A 24,453-nucleotide genomic window follows, 5' to 3' on the forward strand; every position below is an offset into this window, starting at 1 on the left:
ATGCGTCTAGTCATAGCCCGTTGCTCTGTGGATTACGTCGGCCGCCTGGATGCGCACCTGCCTGAGGCAATGCGTCTGATCTTGGTCAAGGCGGACGGTTCTGTCTCCATCCATGCGGACGACCGCGCCTACAAGCCCCTGAATTGGATGACGCCGCCGTGCACCACCCGCGTGGAGCAGGTGGTGGACGTGGACGGCGAGGACACCGGCGAAGAGCTGTGGATCGTGGAGAACCCAAAGGGCGAACAGCTGCGCATCACCATTTCTGAGGTGCTGCTGGACGAGACGAAGGTGCTCGGCGAGGACCCCGGCCTAGTCAAGGACGGGGTGGAGTCGCACCTGCAGGAACTTTTGGCGGAGCACATCACCACGCTCGGCGACGGCGTGACCTTGGTGCGCCGCGAGTACCCGACTGCGATCGGGCCGGTGGACATTCTGGCGCGCGACCCGCGAGGAGGCACGTTGGCGGTGGAGGTGAAGCGACGTGGCGGCATCGACGGTGTGGAGCAGCTCAGCCGCTACGTGGAGCTGCTCAACCGCGACGAGTTGCTGCGCCCAGTGCGGGGCGTGTTTGCGGCGCAGGAAATCAAACCGCAGGCACGCACGCTGGCGGGCGACCGCGGCTTCGAGTGCGTGACCCTGGATTACGACGAGCTGCGCGGCATCGAGTCCGCGGAGCTGCGACTGTTCTAATGCCGCGCAGGAACCGCCGGCAGCACCAGGCTCCCCGGTACGTGCTGCCCAAAGACGGCTCCACGTTCATCGGCACCCAAGAGATGGAGGGGCCGAGCTGGACTAACGGGGAGATCTTCAAGGTCCGCCAGATCGGGTCGGCGGCCGCGACGAAGTACTACATCTGCCCGGGCTGCAACCAGAACATCCCGCCCGGGGTGGCACATGTGGTGGCGTGGCCGCGCGACACCGGCCGCCGCGCGGACGACAGGCGGCACTGGCACAAGCACTGCTGGCAGCGGCGCTAGTATTGGCCGCATGATTGCAGCGTTTTCTGTGGCACCGACCATGACCGAAAACTCCAACGCGGAGATGTCCGACATTGTCGCCAAGGCGGTGAAGGTGGTCCGCGAGTCGGGCCTGCCGCACGAGACCACGGCGATGTTCACCACCGTCGAGGGGGAGTGGGACGAGGTCATGGACGTGATCAAGCGGGCGACGCAGGCCGTGGAGGAGGTCTCCCCGCGTGTGTCGCTGGTGGTCAAGGCGGATATCCGCCCCGGCTACGAGAACATGCTGCAGCAGAAAGTCGAATCCCTGAACAAGCACTTGGAGGCGTAACATGACCAACCCGCAGTTCACCGGCGGCGCGATCGATCTGGGCGCGCTCGCGGACCGCAAGGAAGCGGCGCAGTCCGGCTTCGAGCCGTTCATCACGGTCACCGAGGCCAACGTTGAAAAGGACATCTTCGAGCGCTCCATGCAGATCCCCGTGGTGGTGCTCATCGGCACGCCGCGCAGCCCGGATTCGGAGAGCCTGAAGGCGCAGTTTGCAAAGCTTTCGGCGGGCCAGCGGGCCTTCATGGTCGGCTACGTCGACGCGGATTCCACCCCGCAGGTCGCCCAGGCGATGGGCGTGCGTGTGCTGCCCACGGTGGTCGCGCTCGCGGGCGGGCGTCCGGTGGCCAACTTCGAGGGCAACCAACCGGCTGACGAGCTCAAGCAATGGGTGGGTGCCCTGGTGAGCCAGGTGGGCCCGCAGCTGCAGGGGCTTGCCGACGACACCACGCCGGCCGAAAAGGCCGAGGACCCCCGCCTGGACCGCGCGACGGAGGCGCTCAACGCGGGCGACTTCGACGCCGCCACGGCGGTCTACGACGAGATCCTCGCGGACGATCCGAACAACGCCGACATCACACAGGCGAAGGCGACCGTGGCTGTGCTCAAGAGGGTGCAGGGACAGGGCGAACCGGAGGGTGACGTCGAGAAGCTGCTGTGGCTCGCGGACAAGGAGTTTGTGGCGGGCGACCCGGAGGCGGCCTTCGACCGTCTGTTGGAGCACGTCAAGGCCGAGCCGCGCGCGAAGGAGCGGCTGCTGGAGCTGCTGACGCTTTTGGAGCCGGGTGATCCGCGCGTGATCGCGGCGCGCACCCGGCTTGCCAGCGCGCTGTTCTAGCGGCGCAGGATGTAGTACTGCGCGCTCATCGCTGGCACGTGCAGTTCGGCGGACTGCTCGAAGCGGTCCCACTCGGTCGGCTCGGTGGAAAGCACCTGCGGCAGGTCGTTGCCGGCGCCGCCGTAGACAGCGTCGTCGGTGTTGACCAAAAGCTCCCATTCGCCAGCCTCGGGAAGTCCCAGGCGGTAGTTGGGCTGGGAGGCGCCGGAGAGGTTCACCACGGCGAGGACCGGTGTAGCGTCCACGCCCCAGCGGATGTAGGCGAGGATGTTGTTCGAGGCGTCGTCGCCCTTGACCCACTGGAAGCCCATCGGAGTGTTGTCCTGCGAGTACAGCGAGGGGGTGTCGCGGTAGACGCGGTTTAAATCGCGCACGAGGCGCTGAATGCCGCGGTGATAGCCGTGGCCCCAATCGTCGGCAATGTTGTCCCAGTTCACGGAGTGCGCCTCGTCCCACTCGGTGGTCTGGCCCCACTCGCAGCCCATGAACAACAGCTGCTTGCCGGGGTGCGAGAACATGTAGCCGTAGAGGGCGCGAAGGCCGGCGGCCTTGTTCCAGTCGTCGCCGGGCATGCGAGTCCACAGCGAGCCCTTCCCGTGGACCACTTCGTCGTGGCTAAAGGGCAGCACGTAGCGCTCGGAGAACGCGTAGACCAGCGAGAACGTGATCTCGTTGTGGTGGTAGGAGCGGTGGATGGGATCCAGGGAGAAGTACTCCAAGGTGTCGTTCATCCAGCCCATGTTCCACTTCAGCGAAAAGCCGAGTCCGTCGGCGTCGGTCTGCGCGGTCACGCCCGGCCAGGCGGTGGATTCCTCGGCGATGGTGAGCACGCCGGGGTGCTCGCGGTGCACGGTGGCGTTCATTTCCTGGAGGAACTGCACCGCCTCCCAGTGCTCGCGGCCGCCGTACTGGTTGGGCAGCCACTCGCCGGGTTCGCGGGAGTAGTCCAGGTAGAGCATGGAGGCCACGGCGTCCACGCGCAGGCCGTCCAAGTGGAACTCCTCGCACCAGTACAGGGCGTTGGCCACCAGGAAGTTGCGCACCTCGCGGCGGCCGAAGTCGAAGACGTAGGTGCCCCAGTCCTTCTGCTCGCCGCGGCGCCAGTCGGGGTGCTCGTAGAGCGCGGAGCCGTCGAAACGCGCGAGCGCGAAGTCGTCTTTGGGGAAGTGGGCGGGCACCCAGTCCACCAGCACGCCGATGCCGTTGGCGTGCAGGGTGTCCACGAGTTTGCGGAACTCGTCCGGGCTGCCCCAGCGCGCGGTCGGGGCGTAGTAGCCGGTGACTTGGTAGCCCCAGGAGCCGCCGAAGGGGTGCTCCGCCACGGGCAGAAACTCCACGTGGGTGAAGCCGTTTTCCACCAGGTAGGGCACGAGCTCCTCGGTCAGCTGGGCGTAGTTGGAGCCCTGCTTCCAGGACCCGATGTGGCACTCGTAGACGCTCATAGCGGAGTTGGTGGCGTCGATGCCGGCGCGCGCGGTCATCCACTCTTCGTCGGTCCACTCGAACTCGCTCGGCGCGGCCACCACGGAGACGGTCTCCGGCGGGGTGAGCGTGCGTTTGGCCAGGGGGTCGGCCTTGTCCACGCGGGTGCCGTCGGCGGTCTGGATGGCGTATTTGTAGGTCGCGCCGTCGCCGATGCCGGGGATGAAAACCTCCCACACACCGGAGGAGCCGAGGGAACGCATGGGGTACTGGTTCGGGTTCCACTCGCAGAAGTCGCCGATGACGGCCACGCCCTGGGCGTTCGGCGCCCACACGGCAAACGAGGTGCCGCGGACCTCGCCGAGCGAGGTCTCGTAGGAGCGCACGTTCGCGCCGAGGACCTCCCAGAGGCGCTCGTGGCGGCCCTCGTTGATCAAGTGCAGGTCCAGCGAGCCCAGGGTGGGCAGGAAGTGGTACGCGTCCGCCACAATGCGCGGTTCGGCACCCGGGTAGGTGACGCGGAAGCGGTAGTCGGGCGCGTGCTCGTCGTCAAGCGAGATTGCCCAGATGTCGTCGCCGATGAGCTCCATGGCGCGGGCGCCGTTGTGGATGAGCAGCTCCACGCGCTCGGCGCCGAGGAAGCGGGTGCGCACGACGGATCCTGCGCCCACGCGGTGCCAGCCGTAGAAATCGTGGGGCGCGTGGTGCTTGCACTCGATGAGGCGCTGGCGGTCGCCTTCGGGGATGAGCAGGTCGGTGTTCATGAGCTTCCTTAGGGACGGTAGTCGTGGTCTGAGATCTGACGGTACGCAAGTGCTTCTCGACGAACCGAAGGCACCTCCGGCAACCGGAAAATATGCGCGACGTTCTTCTCGGGTGCGAGGCGGATGAAGTTGCCGGTCTCGGCGGTGGTCCAGGTGTAGCGTTCGCCGGTGATCTGGTCGTGGACTTCGAAGGTTTCGCCGTCGTTGAGGCCGACCGCGGAGGCGTCGACACGCAGCATGCCCTCCTGGGTGGACGAAGGATCCAGGTTGACCACCACAAGCACCGCGTTGCCGGTCTCCGCATCGACCTTGGAGTAGGCGATGATCTGCTCGTTGGCGATGTCGTGGAAGCGGATCTGGCGCAGCTGCTGCAGCGCCGGGTTGTCGCGGCGGATGGTGTTGAGCAGCGTCAGGTACGGCTCGAGCGATTTACCCTGTTCCAGCGCGGCGGCGAAGTCGCGGTGGCGCAGCTGGTACTTCTCGCTGTCGTGGTACTCCTCGCTGCCTGCGGCGACGGGGCGGTCTTCGTAGAGCTCGTAGCCGGAGTAGACGCCCCACAGCGGGCTCATGGTTGCGGCCAGGGTGGCGCGCAGCGCAAACGCCGCCGGGCCGCCCTGCTGCAGCGAGGCGTGCAGGATGTCGGGGGTGTTGACGAAGAGGTTGGGGCGGGAGACGTCGGCGACGTCCACGAGCAGCTGGGCGAAATCGGTCAGCTCCGCCTTCGTGGTCTTCCAGGTGAAGTGGGTGTAGGACTGCGAGAACCCGGCCTTGGACAGCCCGTACATGCGCGGCGGGCGGGTGAACGCCTCCGCCAGGAAGATCACGTCCGGGTCCGTCTCGTGCACCTTCGAAATCAGCCAGTGCCAGAAATCCACCGGCTTGGTGTGGGGGTTGTCCACACGGAAGGTGGTGACACCCAGATCCACCCAGTACATGAGCACCCGGTAGATCTCGGCGTAGAGCTTCTCCGGGGCGTTGTCGAAGTTCAGCGGGTAGATGTCCTGGTACTTCTTGGGCGGGTTCTCGGCATAAGCAATGGTGCCGTCGGCGAGCACGGTGAAGAACTCCGGGTACTCTGTCGCCCACGGGTGGTCGGGGGCGGCCTGCAGGGCGAAGTCGAGGGCGATTTCCAGGCCCAGCTCGTTGGCGTGGTCCATCATGTCCAGGAACTCGTCCTCGCCGCCTAAGTTCGGGTCGAAGGCGTCGTGGCCGCCGTGCTTGGAGCCGATCGCCCACGGCGAGCCCACGTCGCCGTCCTCCGGGGTCAGCGTGTTGTTGCGGCCCTTGCGGTTGACCTCGCCGATGGGGTGGATCGGCGGGAAGTACACGGTGTCGAAGCCCATGTCGGCCACGCGCTGCAGCTGGTCCGCGGTGGTGGCCCAGGTGCCGTGGACGGGGTTGCCCATCGCGTCCACGCCGCCGGTGGAGCGGGGGAACAGCTCGTACCAGGAGTTCACCAGCGCCTCGCGGCGCTCCACCAGGATGTCGGCCACGGGACCGCGGGTGACCAGCTCGCGCAGCGGGTACTCGGCCAGCACGTCGCGCACCTCACTTGAGACGCAGGGGGCGATGCGGTCGGCGAGCGGCAGCGTGTCGTCGAGAAGCAATGTGCGAGCGTTTTCCAACACCTGTGGCGAGGGGGTCTGGGCGATGGCCGCAGCGAACAGGTCCGCGCCATGGGCGATGTCGTTGGCTAGTTCCCTCTCCGTCTGTCCCGCGGCGAGCTTCTTCTCCACCGCGTTGCGCCACGTGGCCATCACGTCGCTCCACGCGTCCACCCGGTAGCGCCACAGCCCCTTTTCGCGGGGGATGAAGATGCCGTGGACGTAATCCGGGCGGTAGACCTCCTGGTGCATCGGCACCGAGAACTGCTCGCCGGAAGGCGACACCAGCACCAGCGTCGCCGCGATGGCGTCGTGGCCCTCGCGCCACACCAGCGCCGAAACAGGCACCACCTCGCCGACCACCGCCTTCGCGGGCAACGTGCGACCGGAAACCTGGGGGCGCATATCGTCGATGCCAAAGCGAGCAACCATTTTTCAGACCCTCTCAACCTGCCTGCATTCCATCAGCCAGGGTAGCGCGGGCCTCCCACACACGCGGGCCGAAATAGGTAAAGATGGATGCGTGAATGCGAGTGAGGAATTGGTGACAGACCCGGACCTGCTGGTGGACATGCGCGACGTGGAGTTCATCCGCGGCGGCAACACCCTTGTAGGGCCCGTGACATGGCAGGTGGAGCTGGACGAACGGTGGGTGGTCATCGGCCCCAACGGCGCCGGCAAGACCACCCTGATCCGCATGGCCTCGGCCCAGGAGTTCCCGTCCAAGGGCACCGTGTTCATCATCGGCGAGCGCGTCGGGGCCACCGACATGCGCGACCTGCGCGCGGCGATCGGTTTGACGTCCACTGCGGTAGCCCAGCGCGTGCCGGACAACGAAAAGGTGGGCGACCTGGTGGTCTCCGCGGGCTACGCCATTTTGGGCCGTTGGCGCGAGGACTACGACGAGATGGACTACGAGCAAGCCCTCGAGGTGCTCGAGCAGGTCGGCGCGATCCACCTGATCGACCGCACCTGGGGCACCCTGTCCGACGGCGAGAAGAAGCGTGTGCTGGTCGCGCGGGCGGTGATGACCAACCCGGAGCTTCTGATCCTGGACGAGCCGGCCGCAGGCATGGACCTGGGCGGGCGCGAGGACTTGCTGGCCTACCTGGGCGATCTGGCCATGGACCCGGACGCCCCGGCGATTGTCATGATCACCCACCACCTGGAGGAGATTCCGGCTGGCTTCACCCACGCCATGCTGTTGGACGAGGGAGAGGTGGTCGCCCAGGGGCTCATCGACGACGTGCTGACCTCCGAGAACGTCTCTCGCGCCTACCACCAGCCCATCGAGGTCACGGTGGACGAGGGCCGCTTCACCGCGCGCCGGGCTCGCGCCAAGCGCGGGGGTGCGCACCGGGCGTAAGCCTGGGGGGTTTCGGCCATGCCCACGCAAAGGAATCGCACCCAGGGCGTGCTGACGCACGACGTCGGCGACACCATCGACGTCCACGAGCGCAGCGGGTTTCAAGGTGCCCGCCTGTCCGCGACGGTGATGCTGCTTCGCGACGGTGCGGACGGGCTCGAAGTGTGGATGCAGGAGCGCGTGTTATCCATGCCGAATTACCCCGGCATCACCGTCTTTCCCGGCGGCGGGGTGGATTCGCGCGATTTCCCGCCGCGCGCGTGGGACGACGGCGAGCTGTGGCTCGGCCGCTCCGCCATTTCCTTGGCCCGCCAGCTGGGCGTGACCAAGTACAAGGCGCACGCGCTGCTGTTCGCGGCGGTGCGCGAGCTGTTTGAAGAGACCGGCACGCTGCTCGCGGTGGACGACGACGGCGTGCTGCTGGGCGACGCACGCCCCTTCCACGAGCAACGCCTGAAGTTGGAATCACATGAGCTTTCGCTTACCGACGTGCTCCGCGAGTCCAACCTCAACGTCTGCGCCGACCTGCTGAAACCGCTCGCACGCTGGGTGGGGAAGTCTGAAAGCGGCAACTGGTTCGACACCTTCACCTTCGTCGCCGCCAACCCGGAGGGCCAGGAGCCGGACGCAAACACTGACGAGGCGGACGACGCCAACTGGTTTCCGCCGCAACTGATCTTGGAGGGGTGGCGCCACGGGCTGGTGCGGCTGGCCCCGTCGACGTGGGCGCAGCTGACCGAAGTGGCGCGGTTCAACGACGCGGAGGAAGCGCTGGCCGCCGCGTGGCGCGCGGACTTGTCGCCGGTGGTGGGCGACCCGGTGGACGACCTGCGCTACCACGACTTCTTCTCGTTCACGCCCATAGACAGGATTGGACGCCGCGGTGGGATTTAGCGTTGCAGAAGCCCGCTTTCTGGCGGCGCACGCTGGGGAGATCGCGGACGTTGCGCCGGAGGTGGCGCTGACTAAGCAGTCGGTGTTCGCGGACCGTGCGGTACTCGATGCCCGCTTCGGCGAGTACGCCCGCGCTGTCAGCGTGCTCATCTCCTCCCAGCGCGCCGCAGCGGGGAAGTTCCCGGAGGATTGGCTCACCGATGCCGACGCTGTGCAGCAGGCCACCCCGGCGCGCGTGGCGCGCGTGCGGTCGCAGCGGATCGCGGCGGCAGGGGTGGAGTTTGTCCACGACGTGACCTGCTCGGTGGGCTCGGAGGCGCCGGCCTTTTGTGATGCTGGCGTAACGTGGCTCGGCTCCGACCTGGACGCCGCTCGCCTGGTCATGGCCCGCCACAACCTTGGGCCGGACGCTTGGCTGGCCCGCGCCGACGCGCTTACGCCGGTGAGCAAGGGCGGGGCAGTGGTGGCCGACCCGGCGCGCCGCGCCGGCGGCAAGCGCATCACCGACCCGGCGAAGCTGTTGCCGCCGCTGCCGGATCTGCTGGCCGCGCACGCGGGCCGTGAGATGGCGGTCAAGTGCGCGCCGGGCATCGACTACTCCGGGTGGGACGGGCTGGTTAGTGTCGTGTCCGTGGATGGGGGAGTCAAGGAGGCGTGCCTGTATACGCCGGGGTTGGCGGGCGGAGCACGTCGAGAGGCAGTTGTGCTGCGGGACTTCGAGGAGCGCGTCACCGACGCCGAGCCGGACGAGGTGGAGGTCACCGCGCCTCGCAGGTGGATCATCGAGCCGGACGGGGCGGTGGTGCGCGCCGGGCTGGTGCGGCAGTGGGCGGCGCGCCACGGCCTGAGCATGCTGGACGAACACATCGCCTACACCACGGGCGACGCGATCCCGGCGGGCTACAGCGGCTTCGAGTTCATCGAGGCGGTGCCGCTGCGCGCGCTGAAGAAGACGCTCGCCGGCCACGGCGCGGGCAGCGCGGAGATCCTCGTGCGCGGCGTGGACGTGGACCCGGACCAGCTGCGCAAGAAGCTCAAACTGCGCGGGGACAGGCAGATGGGTGTGGTGATCGCGCGCGTGGGCAACGACGCGGTGGCGCATGTGTGCGGCGCGCGCGTGCACGCCTAACCTGTGGGGCATGGTCTACCTCGATCACGCAGCCACCACGCCCATGCGCCAAAGCGCCATCGACGCGTGGGTGGAGCACGCCGGCGCCCTCAACGCCGGCAGCCAGCACGCCGCCGGGCGCAAGGCGAACGCGGTGCTCGCCGACGCCCGCGAGCGCATCGCCGCCGCCCTTGGCGCGGACCCGGTGGAGGTGGTGTTCACCGGCTCCGGCACCGAGGCGAACAACATCGGGGTGCGCGGGCTTTACGACGCCTCCGGCGGCGGCCGCGTCGTGTCCACCCCGATCGAGCACCCGGCCGTGCTCGAGGTAGTCAAGTCTCTGGGCCAGACTGAATGGCTCCGGGTGGGGCGAGACGGCGTGGTTTCGGACCTTTCCGCGTTGGATACCCCAGCCGCGGTGGCGGCGGTGATGTGGGCGAACAACGAGACCGGCGCGATCCAGCCGGTGCACGAGGTTGTTGCTCGAGCCGAGGCCGCGGGCACCCCGGTGCACGTGGACGCGGTGCAGGCGGTCGGGCACATCCCGGTGGACTTCCACGAGCTCGGCGCGGCCACGCTTGCGTCTAGCGCGCACAAGTTCGGCGGCCCGCGCGGTATGGGCCTGCTTCTGGCGCGTCGTTCGCCGGCGCCGAAGCCGGTGATTCTGGGCGGCGGGCAGGAGCGCGGCATCCGCTCCGGCACGGTGGACGTGGCCTCGGCCGCGGCCACGGCGGCGGCGCTGGAGGAGGCTGTCGCCGAGATGGGGCAGGAGCAACAGCGGATCGCGGGCCTGCGCGATGCGGTGATTGCGGGGGTGAAAGAGGCGGTGCCGGAGGTGATCGTCGCAAAGCATGAGCCCTGCCTGCCGGGGCACGCGCACTTCATGTTCCCCGGGGCGAACGCGGACGCGCTGATCATGCTGCTGGATGCGCAGGGCATTCAGGTGTCGGCCGGCTCGGCGTGCGCCAGCGGTGTGCTGCGCATGAGCCACGTGTTGGAGGCGATGGGGTTTTCCGAGCGCGAAGCGATGGGCGCGCTGCGCGTAACGGTGGGGCGGACGAACACGCGCGAGGACGTGGAGAAGTTCCTCGCCGCGATCCCGGAGGTGGTGGAGCGGGCGAGAGCCGCCGGCGCGCTGTAACTTGCGTGTCGCGTGTGGTGCGTGTGACTTGAGTGGTTTAGTGTGTCGGTCATGCAGATTTCTCGCCGCATCCGTACCGCAGCCGCCGCCGTGACCGCGCTCGCCGTGGGCTTAAGCGTGGTCAACCCGGTGACCGGGCCCGCAGACGCCCAGTCCATCCCGGGTGTTGTCTCCGGCGTGGACGTGGCGGGCCACCAGCGCCCGGGCGGCGCAGCCATCGACTGGGGCTCCGTCCGCACCGCCGGCGGCCAGGACTTCGCCTACGTGAAGGCCTCCGAGGGCGACGGCTGGAAGAACGACTTCTACGACGAGGACGCCAAGGCCGCGGCCGATGCCGGGCTGAAGGTGGGCGCCTACCACTACGCGCGCCCGGCGGAGGACCCGGTGGCGCAGGCGCGCTACTTCGCCTCCGTGGTCAACGACGGCCCGGCCACCCAGCTGCCGCCCGTGCTGGATCTCGAGGTCGATGAAGGCCTGGGCCCGGTGCAGCTCGCCGGCTGGACGCAGGCGTTCCTTTCCGAGCTGGAGGCGCGCACCGGCAAGCGTCCGATGATCTACACGTACCGCTACTTCTGGTACGAGCGCATGAACGACACCCGCGCGTTCACCTCCTACCCGCTGTGGCTGGCGGCCTACCAGAACCGCCCGCCGGCCCCAGTCGGCGGCTGGGACAAGCTGACGTTCTGGCAGCGCAGCGAATCCGGCCGCGTGGTGGGCATCAACACGCCGGTGGACATGAACATCTTCAACGGCAACGGCGCGCAGCTGGACCAGTTCGCCGCAGGCGATCTGCGTGCAGGCGGCGGCGTGCTCGAGCAGTTCCAGGTGCAGGACTCCGGCGAGCTGAAGGTGCTCGAGCAGGACAGCACCAAGCTCGTGGTGGCCATTCTCGCGCTCGCCGCGGGCGGTCTGGGTGCGCAGCAGCTTATCGACGCCGCCCGCCTCGCCGGCTTCGACCCGACCGACGCGGACAACATCGCCAACCTCGTCCGCGCGTTGGCGGGCCAGGGCGAGCTGCCGATCGAGGACCTGCAGAAGATGATGGTCGGCGACTACCAGATCGGCGACCTGCTCATCCTGCTGGACAACGCCGCGAAGGAAGCGAACAAGGGCTAGATCGAGCGCTAGTCGTGCCGAGGTTGCGTCGCCAGGCGGCGGCACCACGCCTCGTCCTTGAACTGCGCCGGCACCCCGCCTTTGAGCAGGTTGCGGGTGAGCGCGTCGCTCGCCTCAAGCGGGGATCCCGCGCCGATGAGCACGATGTTGCCGTAACGGCGGCCCTTCAGCATCGGCGGGTCCGCGATGGCCGCGACGTGCGGGAACACCTCCAACATCCCCGCCAGCTCCTCTTTGGCCTCCTTGAGGTCCGAGTGCGAGCCGCAGTTGGCCACGTAGAAGCCGCCTTCGCTTAACGACGTCCACGCTGCCCGGTAAAACTCCACCGTCGTCAGATTGCGCGGGGTGGTGGCGGAGGTAAACACGTCGCGGATGATCACGTCGCGGGTCGCCGGCTTGAACGCGTCGGTGACCTCGCGGGCGTCGCCGACGCGGATTTTCACGGTGGGGGACCGGGGGACGTCGAAACGCTCGCGCGCAAGAACGGCCAGCTCCGAATCGATCTCCACGACCGTGCTTCGCGAGCCGGGCCACGCGGCGGCGAAGTAGCGGGCGAGGGTGCACGCGCCGCCGCCGAGGTGCGTCAGGCGCGACTTGGCGCGCTTTGTCTCCGGGTAGGCGGAATCGAGGAAGTCCGCCATCCAGCGCATGTACTCGAAATCCAGCCGGGTCGGCTCGCCGGGGACGACGTGGGAGCTGGGCACGCCGTTGACCAGCAGCACCATGGAGCCGTCGGGTTCGTGCAGGACTTCGGCGACGCCGGTGTCGATCTCGTAAAACTCGCTCTTTGCGGCCATGGCAGGTGAGGGTACTAGAGGCGCGCGTCGGTCCCGCGCAGGTAGGCCACCGAGGCGGCCCAGCCGGCTGCCGCGAGTGCGGCCGAGGTGAGCACCACGGTCAGAACGGTCCCGGCGTCGATTGCGCCGGCGTCGGCGACAGCGGTGCTGCCCAGCCACAGCGTTTCCGACAGCAGCGCCGGCGCCGAGACGAACCGCACGCCGGGCATGCCGGACGCGAGCGCGCCGAAGGAGATGAGGCTGGCCACCACGCCGATGCCGATGGGGACCGCGAAGTTGCGGATCACCATGGAGAAGAGCGACTGCCAGGCCGCCACCGCCACCATCGGCGCCAGCGACAGGAACGCGGCGGCGAGGAGGTAGACGGGGATCTCGCCCGGCACGCCGAGCACCAGCCCGACTGCGAGCGCGAGGATCACCAGCACCGCGTGCATCATTGCGGCGACGACGCTGATCGCCGCGATCTTTGCGGCCACGAGGCTGCCGGTGCCGCGGGTGGAGGTGAGCATGGTCAGCCAGTTGTGTCCTCGGTGCTCCACGCGCCAGGCGTACGCGGCCAGCACTGCGATGCCGGCGGTGCAAAACAGCAAGCCGTAGAAGAGCATGATCTGGGAGAAGTAGCTGTCCCATCCTGCGGTCAGTGTTTCGGAATTGGCGGAGTAGTTGCCGGCGCCGATGCCGACGGCGATGAGCGGCACGAGGACCACCACCGCCCACATATGGGAGCGCTTGAACTTCAGCAGGTCGTTTGTGATCAGGTGCATGGTTTAGATTTCCTTCCGGTCCAGTGCCTTCGAACCTGCGGTGAACACTGCGGCGGCGAGCACGAGGTATGCGGCCCACAGCCACCAGCTGGGCTGGGTCGGCGCGACGCCCGACTCGGTGAAGCTGAACGGCAGCAGCACGGCGTAGTAGCCGAAGGGGTTGAGCGCCGCGAGCCAAGACGGGGAGAGCAGCGCGGCGACGCCTAAGAACCCGCCGACGATGCCGACGCCCAACACGACGATCTGGGAATCGACCACCGCCGCCAGCAGCAGCATCACGGCCAGCAGCGCAATGCTGGTGCCCACAGCGCCGAGCCCGAAGCGCAGCCACGTGGAACACATCGCCGCGTCAGGGGCGGGTGCGCCCATCGCGACGGGCAGCGCGAGGGTTGCGGCGAATTCGAGCGCGGTGAACACGACCACGATCAGGCTGGCAACGCCGAACTTCCGGGAAAGCAGCGTCCCCGGCCTCGTGCCGGCAATCGCGTTGAGCCGCCACCCGCCGCTCGCGTGCTCCGCGTCGACGATGCGGCTGGCCACCAGCGCCAGCTGCAGGGGAGTGAGAAACGCCAGGGCCATGCCCAGCCCGACGAGGTGGCTGGCCCATTGAGTGTGCGGGTCGGCCTGGAAGTCGGCGATGGGATCGCCCGCGAACAGATTCATGTTGGCAAACAGCACGATGCCGGCGCACATGAGCAGGCACAGCAACACAATCTTGGTGCGCTTGAGCTTTGCAAACTCGACCATCATGCGCCCATCGCCTCCTTGCCCGTCAGGCCGATGAAGACGTCTTCCAGGCTGCGCCGCTTGCGCACCACCTGGTGCAGCGCCACGCCGTGGGAGACGAGGTGGGCGCAGGTCTCGGCGACCTGGGCGTCGCTAAGCCCGGAAAGCTCCAGGCCACCCTCGACGTAGGTGGGGCCAAGCGCTCGCAGTACCTCGGCGGCGGCATCGGGGTGAGGGGTTTGGATGAACACGTCCGGCAGCTGCGCGCTGTAGAGCTCGTCCTGCGAGCCCTGAAAGACCAGTTCGCCGTGGTTGATGATGGTCAAATCCGAGGCCATCTTCTCAATCTCGGACAACAGGTGGCTGGACACCAGCACGGTGCGGCCGTGGTCGCGGGCGAGGCTGATGATTAGCTCGCGGATCTCCTCGATGCCGGCGGGGTCGAGGCCGTTGGTGGGCTCGTCCAGGATCAGCAGCTGCGGGTCGCGCACCAGCGCCATCGCGATGCCGAGGCGCTGCTTCATGCCCAGCGAGTAGTTCTTCACCAGCTTGTCCATGTGGTTCTCCAGGCGCACAAGCTTCACTGCGCGGCGCGCCTGCTCCTTGTCGGCGCCGAGCAGGCGGGTGACTATGCGCATGTTCTCCCCGCCGGTTAAGTGCGGGTAGGCGGCAGGTGCCTCGATGAGCGAACCGACGCCGGAGAGCACCTTCGCTCGGTTGGCGCGGGAGATCGGCTGGCCCAGCATCGTGATCTCGCCGCCGGTCGGCGCGATCAGCCCGAGCAGCATCTTCATGGTGGTGGACTTGCCGGAGCCGTTCGGCCCGAGCAGCCCGTGCACCACGCCCGGCTGGACTTCGAGGTTGAGGTCGTGGACAACGTCTGTGCTTCCGTAGGTCTTGGTCAGACCCCGGGTGTGAATAATCGGTGTTTCCATGCGTTCAAGGTTCGCGCATGGCAGGGGCCTTCCGCGTCGGCGCGGGGCACGATTTTGGGCGTGATACCCAGGTATGACGCGGCTTAGGAATCCAGCAGGTCCGCCCGCGAGACCAACCCGGTGCGGTAGGCGAAAAGCGCCGCGTGCACCCGGTCGCGCGACTGCGTCTTCGCCAGCACCCGGCCCACGTGCGTCTTCACCGTGGGCATGGAGATGAACATCCGCTCCGCAATCTCGCCGTTGCTCCAGCCCCGGGCAATCGCGACGAGCACCTCGCGCTCGCGCTCGGTGAGCTCGCCCAGCGCGAGGCGGTCGGCGGGGGATAAGGCCACCGCATCTTCAGTCGGGGCAGCAAGCTTTGCGACGATCCGGTTCGTCGCCCTCGGCGAAATCACCGCGTCACCGCCTGCAACCGTGCGGATCGCGTCCAGCAGCGCCTCCGGTTCGGCGTCTTTGAGCAAGAACCCGCTCGCGCCCGCGCCAATCCCGCCGAGCACGTAGTCCTCGTCGTCGAACGTGGTCAGCACGATCACCTTCGTGTCCGGGTGGTGCTGGGTGATACGCCGGGTGGCGGCGATGCCGTCGAGGACGGGCATCTGCACGTCCATAAGCACAATGCCCACCGGATCGCTATTGCATGCCTGCACTGCCTCCTCTCCGTTTGCGGCGAGCCAGCGGACCTCCATGTCCGGCTGGGAGTCCAGCACGTTGCGGATGCCGTGGAGAAACAGCGCTTGGTCGTCTGCGAGTCCGAGAGTGATCATGAGTTCAGCGGGATCCTTGCCGTTGTGGTCCAGGTGCCGGTGGGGTTGGCCGATGCGGACACCGTGCCGCCGGAAAGCGCTGCGCGTTGCCGCATCCCCTCCACGCCGTGGCCCGGACGCGTGGCCGCGCCGGGAGCGACCGGATTTGTTGTTTCCACCACGACGTTATCTGCGCCCCAGCGGACCGCGAGCTCGGCGCGGCCGGTGCCGTGCTTCATGGCGTTGGTCAGGGATTCTTGCACGATGCGCTGCACGGTCAACGCGGTTGCCGGGGCCAGGTCCTCGGGAGGGGCGCCCTGGGCGGTGTAATCAACGTCGAGACCGCCTGCGCGGCTGGTGGCGACCAGGCCGTCGATGTCTAGTTCTGTCGCTGGTTCCAGGGGGCGCTGCTCGGCGCTTCGCAACAGCTCCACCACGCCGCGCATCTGGCGCAGCGAGTCGCGGCCGACGCCGCCGATGGTGCGCAGCGCCTCGTCCTTCGCCTCCGGGGTGGCGGCGAAGCGCGCGCCGTCGGCCTGCGCAACAATGACGGTCAGCGAGTGGGTGACAATGTCGTGGATCTCGCGCGCGAGGTGGGCGCGCTGTGCTTGGGCGTCGCGCTCGAACTGCTCGCGCTGTCGGGCCAGGTCCTTCTCCGCGGTCTCCTCGGCCCGGCGGCGTAGCTCGCCGAACAGCAGCGCCACGGTCAGCAGAATGATGCTCCAGAAGACGTAGGGGAGCCGGTCGACAGGCTCGAGCGCGGTGAGCGCGGGAATGATGAACGCGGTGGCTGCGGCGTCGCCAAGCAACAGTGCAGCCGTGGCGAAGTCGCGGTGCGGGGCAGGCAGGTGGCGCCTGGCGACGTACGCGGCGAACGGCGCCACGGCGATTGTGCCGACGGGGAGCGAGTTGCAGAACGCCGCGGGAATGAGCACCGTAAGGATCGCAGCGAACGTTTCCAGGGGCCAGCGCCAGCGGGTAAACGGGGCCACAACGGCGCAGGCGAGAAGCGCGAGTCCGACGACCAACTGCCGCGAATCCGGCAGCAGCCCAACTAGGCAGGGGACCAGCATGAACGCTGCCATGCTCGCATTGCGGATCCGCACTGCGCGGGTAGTGGAAAAGTTCATGGCCGTCCACGCTACTTGCCGGCGCGGGCAGCCGCGTCGTACTGCGGTATGACGCTTAGGACTTCACCAGCCGCGCGATAGCGGCAGACGCCTCTTCGATCTTGGCGTCGGCTTCCTGCCCGTCGCTGATCGCATTGGCAACACAGTGCTTCAAGTGATCGTCCAGCAAGCCCAGTGCTACGCCCTTCAGTGCTGCGTTGACGGCGCTGATCTGGGTGAGGATGTCAATGCAGTAGGCGTTTTCGTCGATCATGCGGTGGATACCGCGGGTTTGCCCCTCGATTCGTTTGAGCCGGGCGAGGTAGCGGTCTTTATCGCTGATGTAGCCGTGGTCGTTCATCATGGGCCTCCTGAGTGGTGTGGACGGTGCCGGGTCACTTGGACCGGTTAAGCATCCGGTCGGTGCTGCTCTGCGGGGTGAGGTCGAGGCGGCGGAGCAGCTGCGCATTGAGGGCGACGACGACGGTCGAGGCCGACATCAGAATTGCGCCGACGCTCATCGGCATCACGAACCCGATTGGGGCGAGGATACCGGCAGCCAGCGGAACGGACAGCAGGTTGTAGCCGGCCGCCCACCACAGGTTCTGCTTCATCTTCCGGTAGGTCGCACGGGAGAGCTCGATGACCGAAAGCACCGATCGCGGGTCGGAGCTTGCCAGGACGACGCCCGCCGAGCCGATCGCCACGTCTGTGCCGGCACCGATCGCGATGCCGACATCGGCCTGGGCCAGCGCGGGGGCGTCGTTGACGCCGTCGCCTACCATGGCGACTCTGTGGCCCTCGCCTTGCAGTTCCTTGACTTTCGCGGCCTTGTGCTCGGGACGCACACCCGCGAAGACCCGGTCAATGCCCAGATCCTTGGCTACGGTGTCCGCGACGGCCTGCGCGTCGCCGGTGATCATGACGACCTGGGCGCCCGCAGAGTGCAATGCGTCGACGGCGTCGCGGGACTCGGGGCGGATCTCGTCGGCAAGCCGGAGTGCTCCGATCACTTCGCCGTCGGCGAGGACGTGGAGAATGATCGCGCCCTCCTTTCGCCACTCGTCTGCGATGGGGAGCTCTTCGGCGGAATGCTTCTCAAGCAGGTAGGGGCCGCCGACCTCGATTACCTCACCGTCAACAGTTGCCTTCACGCCCACGGCTGGCGACGAGGAGATGTCGCTGGCACTCGGCACAGCCACGTCACGGGTCTCCGCCGCACCGGTGATGGCGCGAGCGAGTGGGTGCTCACTGTCCGCCTCGGCGGCCGCTGCCAGCGCGAGCACGTCTGCTTCCTCATATCCGCTGATGGTGTCGATCGCGGTGACGGTGGGTTCGCCTTTGGTGAGGGTGCCGGTCTTGTCGAACAACACGGCGTCGACGGTGCGCATGGATTCGAGAGCGAGCCGATCCTTGATCAGTACCCCACCGCGGGCGGCGCGCTCAGTCGCAATCGAGACGACCAGCGGGATTGCGAGACCTAGGGCGTGAGGGCAGGCGATGACGAGCACCGTAATGGTGCGCACTACGGCGTCGTTTGGCATGCCGACGACGGTCCAGACCACGGCGGTCAGAATGGCGGCGCCGAGGGTGAACCAGAACAACCACGCGGCGGCCTTGTCTGCGAGGCGCTGCGCCCGCGATGACGATTCTTGCGCATCGGTGACGAGCTTTTGAATGCCGGCCAACGCGGTGTCGCCACCCGTGGCTGTGACCTCGATGCGCAGACCCGAGTCTGTCGCGATGGTGCCAGCGACCACGTGCTCGCCTTCACCGCGGCGCACCGTTTTCGACTCACCGGTGACCATCGACTCGTCCATGCTGGCGCTGCCGTCGACGATTATGCCGTCGGCAGGCACGGACGCGCCGGGCCGCACGATCACGACATCGCCGACCTCAAGATCCGCCGGGGTGACCTTCACTACTTCGTCGCCGTCGATCTTCTCGGCCTCGTCGGGCAGAAGTGCGGCGAGCGAATCCAGGGCCGAGGTGGTCTGGGCGAGGGAGCGCATCTCGATCCAGTGCCCCAGCAGCATGATGACCACCAGCAGCGCCAGTTCCCACCAGAAATTCAGCCCACGGTCCAGCAAGTTCAGGCTCGCACCCCAGGAGGAGACGAAAGCGACCGTGATCGCCAGGGCCATCAGCAGCATCATGCCGGGTTTTCGTGAGCGGATCTCGGAGACAGCACCCGTCAAGAACGGGCGACCTCCCCAGAAGTAAATGACCGTGCCCAAGAGCGGCGAGATCCAGCGGGTCCATTCCGCGTCAGGCAGCTGGTAGCCGATGAGGTGGGTGAAGGTTTCGTTAAATCCGACGACCGGGATCGCGAGAACCAGCATGATCCAGAAGAGCCTGCGGAACTGGGCTACGTGATCGCCGTGGCCTGCGTGGCCCGCGTGGCCATGGCCTCCATGTTCTCCGTGGCCCGCGTGCTCTGTGTGGTTGTGGCCGGCATGGCCTCCGTGGTTGCTGTGTTCGTGATGGCTGGCGTGCCCACCGGGTTCGGTGCCGGAGTGGGCGTGTCTGTCGTTCATGGTTCGGTCCTCTCGGTGCAGTTCATCGTTGTGGTCGGTTCGGCCGTGCCGGGCGGCCTAGCACGACGGCCGTCTTCCACCTTAATACCCCAGGGGGGTATATGTCGAGGGGGTGTTTCCACGTGACCAGCCGGACGTTTCACCTTTCGCCTTCACGGGACTACACTGCGCCGACATGCGAGTATTGGCGGCCATGAGCGGGGGAGTCGACTCCTCTGTCGCTGCTGCGCGCCTTGTGGAGGCGGGCCACGACGTCGTCGGTGTGCACCTGGCGCTGAGCAAGGACGCGCAACAGACCCGCGAGTCCGCCCGCGGCTGCTGTTCCCTGGAGGACTCCGCCGACGCGCGCCGCGTGTGCGACCACCTGGGCATCCCGTTTTACGTGTGGGACTTCTCTGACCGCTTCAAAGAAGAGGTCATCGACAACTTCGTGTGGTCCTACGAGCACGGTGAGACCCCCAACCCGTGCCTGCGCTGCAACGAGAAGATCAAGTTCGCGGCACTGTTGGACCGCGCGGTGACCTTGGGCTTCGACGCGATCGCCACCGGGCACTACGCAATTATCGACGACCAGGGCAACCTCCGCCGATCCACCGACCCGAAGAAAGACCAGTCCTACGTGCTCGGCGTGCTCACCCGCGACGATCTGGACCGCTGCATCTTCCCGGTCGGCGACACCGAGAAGCCGCAGATCCGCGAGGAGGCGGCCCGCCACGGGTTCGCCACCGCGTCCAAGCCGGATTCCTACGACATCTGCTTCATCCCGGACGGCAACACCCAGGCGTTTCTGGGCCGATCCATCGGCATGCGCCCAGGCATGATCAAGGACACCGAGGGCCGCGAGCTGAAGGAACACGACGGGGCGTTCCAGTACACGATCGGCCAGCGCAAGGGGCTGAACATCCGCGTGCCTGCCGAAGACGGCAAGCCGCGCTACGTCACCGACGTGGACACCTCCACTGGCACGGTCACCGTCGGCCCGCGGGAGGCGCTGAAGGTCAACGAGATCACCGCCGACCGCCTGAAGGTGCTGCACCCAGCTATGGAGGGCGAGTTCGAGGCCAACGTGCAGATCCGCGCCCACGGCGGAGTCGTGCCCTGCACCGCGCGCGTTGAGGGCGATGCGATGACGCTCACGCTGCACGAGCCGCTTGAAGGCGTGGCGCGCGGCCAGGCGGCGGTGCTCTACCTGCCGGACCCGGACGGTTTGGGGGACATCGTGCTCGGCTCCGGAACCATCTGCGCCACTGCGTAACATCGGCTCCGTGACAACACTTCCTCCCACCGCGTTCGGCCTCGGGCCTCTGCCCGGCACCGACCTCGCGCAAGCCGCGGACGTGGTGCTCTCCGAGACCCCGCTGCCGCACATCCCTCAGTTGCCGGACCGCGGCGTCGGCTCGGACCTGATCGGCCGCACCGCCGCGATGCTGGAAATCCCTGTGGCGCGCGGGCCCCGCGGCTGGCGCGTGGCGGCCCGGGCAAGCAAGGACGCCGACCGCATGGAGCGCGACCTCGACCACCTCGAGGAGCTCTGGCACGGCAAGGCGCACACCGTGAAGGTGCAGCTGGCCGGCCCGTTCACGCTCGCCGCCGAGATCGAGATGGCCAACGGCCACCGCATGATCACCGACCCCGGCGCGCTTCGCGACCTCACGGACGCGCTGTTGGAGGTGTGCGTGGGGCACCGGAGGGACGTCGAGAGGCGATTCGGCGCAAGCGTGCTGCAGCTGGACGAGCCGCGACTGCCCGAGGTCGTCGCCGGCACGCTGCAGGGCACCACCGACTTCGAGACCATCCGCGCGATCCCCGAGCCGGAGGAGACGCTCGCGCGTTTCGGCGGGCACCTGCTGCATTCGCCCAAGCTTCTCGACGTTCCGTGGCTGACCTGCGACCCGCGCCGCGCCGACAAAGACGCGCTGGCCCGGCTGTTGGACGCCGGCACACGCATCGCGATCCCGGTAATGGCCCCACGCGAGCTGTACAACCTCTTCGACGAGCTGCAGATCGACCCGGCCGCCACGACCGTGGACGTTTACGCTGAGCCGGCCGCCACACTGGTGGGCACGGCGGCGAACTACCGGGCGGCCCGGGAGATGGCCGAGGCACTTACAGTGGAAGTATGAGTACGTCGCTGCATTGGGATAAGAAGAAAGCCGATTTCTCGATGGGAATCGTCTTCGGCGTGATGTTCTTCGTCGTCTTCGGCCTCGTGATGGACGACATGTTGTTAGGCACCGGGATCGGCATCGCGTTCTTCGCCGCGTTTGGGCTTTTGTCGGGCAAGCGCGAAGCGGATTTCGACGGGCAGACGCTGCGCCTGGTGGAGAAGAAAGAGACCACAGAGCTCGACGCCGCCAGCATCGCCGACGTGATCATCAGCGAGTCGGGCGCAATGGTGGTGAAGACCAAATCGGGGGAGACGTACTCGGTCGAATCCGAGGGCGACAACCGGGGTCTGCACGACTTCGCCGAGAAGCTGCGCGCGGAGCTTGCTATTAGCTAACCCAGCATCGGCCAACCGGGCAGCACGTTCGAGGCGTCGCGGCCCTGGGACTCGAAGTAGCGCTTCCGGTCCTCCTGCAGGGTGAAGTACTCCACTGCCTGGTACTCCATGAGCTCGCCGGCATCCATCTGGGCAAGATCCGGGTAGAGCTTGCGCACCTGCATCCACGCCACACGCGCGGCGGCGAATGCGTCGGCGGTGGCCTCGTGCGCGTTGTCCAGCCGCACGCCGTAGTGCTCGCACATGGACGTCAGGTTGCGCGGGCCTTTGCGGTAGCGGTCTTTGGCGCGGTCGATGAGCAGGGGGTCGAACACCGGGCCGGTGACCGTGAAGTCCCCGGTGAGCTGGCGCAGCACCGTCAGGTCGTAGGGGGCGTTGAACACCACTAGGGTCAGGCCGTCCTCCCAGCCCTTCTTGATCGCCTCGACGGTCTCGCGCACCACCTCGTCGTGGTCGCGTCCTTCCGCGCGGGCCTTCTCGGTGGTAATGCCGTGCACCTTCGCGGCCTCCTCCGGAATCTCCACCCCGGGGTCCGCGAGGGTTTCGTTGGCGTCGACCTCGGAGCCGTCGATACGCACGAGCGCAGAGGTGACCACACGGGCCTCGCGCGGGTTGGCGGAGGTGGTCTCCAGGTCGAAGGAGAGCATGCGGGAGGCGTCGAAAGTGGCCATGAGCGACATTGTAATGAGCGCGCCGACACGGGCAGCGCGGACGCTAGACTCGGGTGCCGTGAGTGAAATTTCCGCTGATCTGCACCGTGAATGGGACGAACTGGCCGCTGAGGTCCGCAAGCACCGGGACCTGTACTACAACGGCCAGCCGGTGATCACCGACGGCGAGTTCGACGAGCTGTTCCGCCGCCTTCAGAAGCTGGAGGAGGACCACCCGGAGCTGGCCGTGCCGGACTCGCCCACGAAGGAGGTCGGCGCACCCGCCACCGACACCGCGTTCGCGGACGTCACCCACCCCGAACGCATGATGAGCCTGGACAACGTCTTCAACGAAGACGAAATGCGCGAGTGGCTTGCCAAGGCACCCGGACCGTACTTGACGGAGCTGAAGATCGACGGGCTGTCCATCGACCTCGTCTATGAAAACGGCGAGCTGACGCGTGCGGCAACCCGCGGCGACGGCACCACCGGTGAGGACATCACCGCCAACGCCCGGGTGATCGAGGACATCCCGCAGAAGCTCACTGGCGGCGCCCCGGCGTTCCTGGAGGTCCGCGGCGAGGTGTTCATCCGCCCCGAGGACTTCCCGGAGCTCAACGAGCTGCGCCAGAAGGAAGGCGGCAAGCCGTTTGCCAACCCGCGCAACACCGCGGCTGGTGGGCTGAGGCAGAAGAACCCGGAGGACGTCAAGAAGCGAAAGCTCCGCATGATCTGCCACGGCATCGGCGCGCGCGAGGGCTTCACCCCGGAAAGCCAACACGAGGCCTACGAGAAGCTCGCCGAGTGGGGCCTGCCGGTCAGCGAGTACACGCGCCGGGCCGAGACCGCCGATGAGGTCATCGAGGCGGTCAACTACTGGGGCGAGCACCGCAACGACGCCATCCACGAGATGGACGGCCTGGTGGTCAAGGTGGATTCCGTGGCCGAGCAGCGCGCCCTGGGAGCGACCTCGCGCGCGCCGCGGTGGGCGATCGCGTACAAGTACCCGCCACAGGAGGTGACCACGAAGCTGCTTGACATCGAGGTCTCCGTCGGCCGCACGGGACGTGCGACCCCGTTCGCGGTGCTGGAGCCGGTGTTCGTCTCCGGCTCGACTGTGTCCATGGCCACGCTGCACAACCAGCACGAGGTCAAGCGCAAGGGTGTCATGATCGGCGACACGGTGGTGGTGCGCAAGGCCGGCGAGATCATCCCGGAGGTGCTCGGCCCCGTGGCGGATCTTCGCGACGGCACCGAGCGCGAATTCGTCTACCCCGAAAACTGCCCCGCCTGCGGCACGAAGCTCGCCCCCGCGAAGGAGGGCGACGCGGACTGGCGCTGCCCGAACACCCGCTCCTGCCCAGCGCAGCTGTCCACCCGCTTGGAGTACATCGCCTCGCGCGGCGCGTTCGACATCGAGGCGCTGGGGGAGAAGGGCGCGGTCGACCTCATCGCCTCCGGCGTGTTGGAGGACGAGGCGAAACTGTTCGATCTCACCGAGGACGACCTGAAAAAGTCCAGCGTGTACACCCGCAAGGACGGCGAGGTCAACGCGTCGGGCAAAAAGCTGCTTGCCAATCTGGAGACCGCCAAGGGCGCCGACCTCTGGCGCGTCATCGTCGCGCTATCCATCCGCCACGTCGGCCCCACCGCGGCCCGCGCGCTCGCGTCGCGCTTCCACTCGATGCAATCGCTTATCGACGCCCCCGTGGCCGACCTCGCCGAAACCGACGGTGTGGGCGACGTGATCGCCGAGAGCTTCAAAGAGTGGTTCACCGTGGACTGGCACCAAAACATCGTGGACAGCTGGGCCGCGGCCGGCGTGACTATGGAATCCGCCGAGGAGGACCGCGCCCCGCAGACCCTGGAGGGGCTGACCATCGTCGCCACCGGCACGCTGGAGGGCTTCACCCGCGATGAAATCAAGGAAGCCATCTTGTCGCGCGGCGGCAAGGCGGCCGGCTCGGTGTCGAAGAAGACCGACTACGTGGTCGTGGGCGAAAACGCCGGATCGAAGGCCGCGAAGGCGGAGGAGCTGGGCCGGCCGATCCTCACCGAGGCGCAGTTTGTGCAGCTGCTCGAGGGCGGCCCCGACGCGCTTGCGTAAGGCGCGCGGCGCTCAGGCCGATCAGTGCAGCCGCCCAGA

24 protein-coding genes are annotated in these 24,453 nt (G+C 67.5%); 13 read left to right on the plus strand and 11 right to left on the minus strand.

Annotated features, from left to right (window positions below):
* Genes nucS through HMPREF3151_RS07075 form a run of 4 tightly spaced genes read left to right on the plus strand, consistent with a single transcriptional unit; the run spans position 1 to position 2,128 of the window.
* On the plus strand, positions 1-693 hold the full coding sequence (nucS, locus tag HMPREF3151_RS07060) for an endonuclease NucS (protein WP_070474851.1): 693 nt from the start codon (positions 1-3) through the stop codon (positions 691-693).
* On the plus strand, positions 693-980 hold the full coding sequence (locus HMPREF3151_RS07065) for a hypothetical protein (RefSeq protein WP_070474852.1): 288 nt from the start codon (positions 693-695) through the stop codon (positions 978-980). Before nucS ends, HMPREF3151_RS07065 begins: the two co-directional genes overlap by 1 nt.
* 10 nt (positions 981-990) lie before the next feature.
* A complete protein-coding gene (locus HMPREF3151_RS07070) occupies positions 991-1,293 on the plus strand; it encodes an MTH1187 family thiamine-binding protein (RefSeq protein WP_070474853.1) in 303 nt (100 codons plus the stop codon).
* A 1-nt stretch (position 1,294) separates the two neighbouring features.
* Positions 1,295-2,128, plus strand: coding sequence for a tetratricopeptide repeat protein (locus tag HMPREF3151_RS07075; RefSeq protein WP_070474854.1), 834 nt, complete (start codon positions 1,295-1,297; stop codon positions 2,126-2,128).
* Here HMPREF3151_RS07075 and glgB read toward each other — a convergent pair.
* Both glgB and HMPREF3151_RS07085 read right to left on the minus strand, forming a co-directional pair.
* Positions 2,125-4,314, minus strand: coding sequence for a 1,4-alpha-glucan branching protein GlgB (glgB, locus tag HMPREF3151_RS07080; protein WP_210383721.1), 2,190 nt, complete (start codon positions 4,312-4,314; stop codon positions 2,125-2,127). The two genes, HMPREF3151_RS07075 and glgB, sit on opposite strands and share 4 nt — an antisense overlap.
* 8 nt (positions 4,315-4,322) lie before the next feature.
* A complete protein-coding gene (locus tag HMPREF3151_RS07085) occupies positions 4,323-6,350 on the minus strand; it encodes a maltotransferase domain-containing protein (RefSeq protein WP_070474855.1) in 2,028 nt (675 codons plus the stop codon).
* A 139-nt stretch (positions 6,351-6,489) separates the two neighbouring features.
* On the opposite strand from HMPREF3151_RS07085, the gene HMPREF3151_RS07090 reads away from it, so the two are divergent.
* Genes HMPREF3151_RS07090 through HMPREF3151_RS07110 form a run of 5 tightly spaced genes read left to right on the plus strand, consistent with a single transcriptional unit; the run spans position 6,490 to position 11,543 of the window.
* Positions 6,490-7,284 (plus strand): ABC transporter ATP-binding protein, encoded by a 795-nt coding sequence (locus HMPREF3151_RS07090; protein ID WP_070474904.1) that lies wholly within the window; start codon positions 6,490-6,492, stop codon positions 7,282-7,284.
* Between the two features lie 18 nt (positions 7,285-7,302).
* Positions 7,303-8,178, plus strand: coding sequence for an NUDIX hydrolase (locus HMPREF3151_RS07095; protein WP_141741360.1), 876 nt, complete (start codon positions 7,303-7,305; stop codon positions 8,176-8,178).
* Complete coding sequence (locus HMPREF3151_RS07100; RefSeq protein WP_070474906.1) at positions 8,168-9,307, plus strand: THUMP-like domain-containing protein; 1,140 nt, start codon at positions 8,168-8,170, stop codon at positions 9,305-9,307. Before HMPREF3151_RS07095 ends, HMPREF3151_RS07100 begins: the two co-directional genes overlap by 11 nt.
* Positions 9,308-9,317: 10 nt before the next feature.
* Positions 9,318-10,427, plus strand: coding sequence for a cysteine desulfurase family protein (locus tag HMPREF3151_RS07105; RefSeq protein ID WP_070474907.1), 1,110 nt, complete (start codon positions 9,318-9,320; stop codon positions 10,425-10,427).
* A gap of 51 nt (positions 10,428-10,478) precedes the next feature.
* On the plus strand, positions 10,479-11,543 hold the full coding sequence (locus HMPREF3151_RS07110) for a glycoside hydrolase family 25 protein (protein WP_070474856.1): 1,065 nt from the start codon (positions 10,479-10,481) through the stop codon (positions 11,541-11,543).
* Positions 11,544-11,551: 8 nt separating this feature from the next.
* On the opposite strand, the gene HMPREF3151_RS07115 is transcribed toward HMPREF3151_RS07110, so the two are convergent.
* The 8 genes from HMPREF3151_RS07115 to HMPREF3151_RS07150 all read right to left on the minus strand — a co-directional run bounded on the left by HMPREF3151_RS07115 (position 11,552) and on the right by HMPREF3151_RS07150 (position 19,154).
* Positions 11,552-12,340 (minus strand): spermidine synthase, encoded by a 789-nt coding sequence (locus HMPREF3151_RS07115; protein WP_070474857.1) that lies wholly within the window; start codon positions 12,338-12,340, stop codon positions 11,552-11,554.
* A 14-nt stretch (positions 12,341-12,354) separates the two neighbouring features.
* Positions 12,355-13,104: an ABC transporter permease gene (locus tag HMPREF3151_RS07120; RefSeq protein WP_070474858.1), complete on the minus strand. Its 750-nt coding sequence runs from the start codon at positions 13,102-13,104 to the stop codon at positions 12,355-12,357.
* A gap of 3 nt (positions 13,105-13,107) precedes the next feature.
* Positions 13,108-13,854, minus strand: coding sequence for an ABC transporter permease (locus tag HMPREF3151_RS07125; RefSeq protein WP_070474859.1), 747 nt, complete (start codon positions 13,852-13,854; stop codon positions 13,108-13,110).
* Complete coding sequence (locus HMPREF3151_RS07130) at positions 13,851-14,765, minus strand: ABC transporter ATP-binding protein (RefSeq protein WP_070474860.1); 915 nt, start codon at positions 14,763-14,765, stop codon at positions 13,851-13,853. The genes HMPREF3151_RS07125 and HMPREF3151_RS07130 overlap by 4 nt, the downstream gene beginning before the upstream one ends.
* Before the next feature lie 83 nt (positions 14,766-14,848).
* Positions 14,849-15,529, minus strand: coding sequence for a response regulator (locus tag HMPREF3151_RS07135; RefSeq protein ID WP_070474861.1), 681 nt, complete (start codon positions 15,527-15,529; stop codon positions 14,849-14,851).
* A complete protein-coding gene (locus HMPREF3151_RS07140) occupies positions 15,526-16,638 on the minus strand; it encodes a sensor histidine kinase (protein ID WP_070474862.1) in 1,113 nt (370 codons plus the stop codon). The genes HMPREF3151_RS07135 and HMPREF3151_RS07140 overlap by 4 nt, the downstream gene beginning before the upstream one ends.
* Positions 16,639-16,693: 55 nt before the next feature.
* Entirely contained in the window at positions 16,694-16,981 is a 288-nt protein-coding gene (locus HMPREF3151_RS07145; protein WP_070474863.1) for a metal-sensitive transcriptional regulator, read from the minus strand.
* Between the two features lie 31 nt (positions 16,982-17,012).
* Positions 17,013-19,154 (minus strand): heavy metal translocating P-type ATPase, encoded by a 2,142-nt coding sequence (locus HMPREF3151_RS07150; protein ID WP_083290235.1) that lies wholly within the window; start codon positions 19,152-19,154, stop codon positions 17,013-17,015.
* A gap of 175 nt (positions 19,155-19,329) precedes the next feature.
* Here HMPREF3151_RS07150 and mnmA point away from each other — a divergent pair, with 175 nt between their 5' ends.
* The 3 genes from mnmA to HMPREF3151_RS07165 are packed head-to-tail and all read left to right on the plus strand — an operon-like array spanning position 19,330 to position 21,657.
* A complete protein-coding gene (mnmA, locus tag HMPREF3151_RS07155) occupies positions 19,330-20,409 on the plus strand; it encodes a tRNA 2-thiouridine(34) synthase MnmA (protein WP_070474865.1) in 1,080 nt (359 codons plus the stop codon).
* Between the two features lie 10 nt (positions 20,410-20,419).
* Entirely contained in the window at positions 20,420-21,277 is an 858-nt protein-coding gene (locus tag HMPREF3151_RS07160; RefSeq protein ID WP_070474866.1) for a uroporphyrinogen decarboxylase/cobalamine-independent methonine synthase family protein, read from the plus strand.
* A complete protein-coding gene (locus HMPREF3151_RS07165; RefSeq protein WP_141741361.1) occupies positions 21,274-21,657 on the plus strand; it encodes a hypothetical protein in 384 nt (127 codons plus the stop codon). The genes HMPREF3151_RS07160 and HMPREF3151_RS07165 overlap by 4 nt, the downstream gene beginning before the upstream one ends.
* On the opposite strand, the gene HMPREF3151_RS07170 is transcribed toward HMPREF3151_RS07165, so the two are convergent.
* The gene (locus tag HMPREF3151_RS07170) at positions 21,654-22,328 is read right to left on the minus strand and encodes a 3'-5' exonuclease (RefSeq protein WP_070474908.1); all 675 of its coding nucleotides are present in this window, start codon (positions 22,326-22,328) and stop codon (positions 21,654-21,656) included. The two genes, HMPREF3151_RS07165 and HMPREF3151_RS07170, sit on opposite strands and share 4 nt — an antisense overlap.
* Positions 22,329-22,341: 13 nt before the next feature.
* Here HMPREF3151_RS07170 and ligA point away from each other — a divergent pair, with 13 nt between their 5' ends.
* Positions 22,342-24,414: an NAD-dependent DNA ligase LigA gene (ligA, locus tag HMPREF3151_RS07175; protein ID WP_371441212.1), complete on the plus strand. Its 2,073-nt coding sequence runs from the start codon at positions 22,342-22,344 to the stop codon at positions 24,412-24,414.
* Positions 24,415-24,453: the final 39 nt, after the last annotated feature.

The organism is Corynebacterium sp. HMSC05H05, assembly GCF_001807265.1.
Lineage (GTDB): Bacteria > Actinomycetota > Actinomycetes > Mycobacteriales > Mycobacteriaceae > Corynebacterium.